The organism is Pantoea sp. BL1 (genome assembly GCF_000963985.1).
GTDB classification, from domain to species: Bacteria; Pseudomonadota; Gammaproteobacteria; order Enterobacterales; family Enterobacteriaceae; genus Pantoea; species Pantoea rwandensis_B.
The window spans coordinates 1-1,797 of sequence record NZ_JZRH01000068.1 but is presented as its reverse complement, the minus strand read 5'-3'; the positions used below and the strand labels follow the sequence as shown (position 1 = coordinate 1,797).

Genomic DNA, 1,797 nt, shown 5'->3' with positions numbered 1-1,797 from the left:
TAGTGGATGTTGGTGCCACCCTGCTGGAAATGTTCGTCGGACATGATTTTCATCTGCAGCTCGACGTTGGTCTTGATGCCGTCGATGATCAGTTCCGCCAGCGCATTTTTCATACGCGCGATGGCCACTTCACGGGTGTCACCGTAGGTGATCAGTTTGCCGATCATGGAATCGTAGTACGGCGGCACGCTGTAGCCGGCATAGATGTGCGATTCCCAGCGCACGCCAAAACCGCCTGGCGCGTGGAAACGGGTGATCTTGCCCGGGCTTGGCAGGAAGGTGTTCGGGTCTTCGGCGTTGATACGGCATTCCACCGCATGACCGCGTACCACCACGTCTTCCTGTTTGATTGACAGCGGCTGACCGGCAGCAATACGCAGCTGCTCTTTGATCAAATCCACGCCGGTGATCATCTCGGTCACCGGATGCTCCACCTGAATACGGGTGTTCATCTCGATGAAGTAGAACTCACCGTTTTCGTACAGGAACTCGAAGGTACCCGCACCGCGGTAGCCGATATCGATACAGGCTTTCGCACAGCGCTCGCCGATAAAGCGACGCAGTTCCGGCGTGATGCCCGGCGCTGGTGCTTCCTCGACCACTTTCTGGTGGCGACGCTGCATCGAGCAGTCACGTTCCGCCAGATAGATAGCGTTGCCCTGACCGTCGGCCATCACCTGAATTTCGATATGGCGTGGGTTCTCAAGGAATTTCTCCATGTAGACCATGTCGTTGTTGAAAGCCGCTTTGGCTTCCGCTTTCGTCATGCCGATGGATTGTTCCAGATCTTTTTCACTGCGCACCACGCGCATACCACGACCGCCGCCGCCGCCGGAGGCTTTGATGATGACCGGGTAGCCGATGCGTTTGGCAATGGCACGGTTTTTATCCATGTCATCGGTCAGCGAGCCGTCAGATCCTGGCACGGTCGGTACGCCGGTTTTCTTCATCGCGGTGATCGCAGACACTTTGTCGCCCATCAGGCGGATGGTGTCAGCTTTCGGACCGATGAAGATAAAGCCTGAACGCTCAACCTGCTCGGCGAAATCGGCATTCTCAGAGAGGAAGCCGTAGCCCGGGTGGATCGCCACGGCGCCGGTGATTTCGGCGGCGGAGATCAGTGCAGGGATGTTCAGGTAGCTTTTGACCGACTGAGCCGGACCGATGCAGACGGTTTCGTCTGCCAGCAGCACGTGCTTCAGGTCGCGGTCAGCGGTTGAGTGAACCGCAACGGTCTTGATGCCTAATTCTTTACACGCGCGGAGAATACGCAGAGCGATCTCACCGCGGTTAGCAATGACAATTTTATCCAGCATGCTTCGCCTCGTTATTCGATGACGACGAGCGGCTCGTCAAATTCAACCGGCTGGCCGCTTTCCACCAGGATCGCCTTCACAACGCCGGATTTATCAGCTTCGATCTGGTTCATCATTTTCATCGCTTCAACGATGCACAGGGTATCGCCTGCGTTGACTTTCTGGCCCACTTCCACGAAGGCTTTCGCATCCGGGCTTGGGGTACGGTAGAAAGTGCCGACCATCGGCGAACGCACGATGTGGCCGGTGATTTCCGGCTTAGCGGCTTCAGCCGGCGCAGCGGCTGCAGGTGCAACGGCGGTCGCCAGAGCAGGCTGCTGCATCACTGGCGCAGCGTAAGCCTGTTGCATGACCGGGTAGCCAGCGTTCGCAGGTGAACGGCTGATACGAACTGACTCTTCGCCTTCAGAGATTTCCAGCTCGGAGATGCCAGACTCTTCTACCAGTTCGATCAGTTTCTTAATTTTACGAATATCCATGA

2 protein-coding genes are annotated in these 1,797 nt (G+C 56.8%); both read right to left on the bottom strand.

Going from position 1 to position 1,797, the window contains the following annotated elements; translation table 11 throughout:
- Nucleotides 1–1,316, bottom strand: a 1,316-nt coding sequence (gene accC, locus VH86_RS23800; protein WP_045834341.1) for an acetyl-CoA carboxylase biotin carboxylase subunit, incomplete at its 3' end; no start/stop codon positions are given.
- A gap of 11 nt (nucleotides 1,317–1,327) precedes the next feature.
- Nucleotides 1,328–1,795, bottom strand: a complete 468-nt coding sequence (accB, locus tag VH86_RS23795) for an acetyl-CoA carboxylase biotin carboxyl carrier protein (RefSeq protein WP_034830260.1) — start codon at nucleotides 1,793–1,795, stop codon at nucleotides 1,328–1,330.
- Nucleotides 1,796–1,797: the final 2 nt, after the last annotated feature.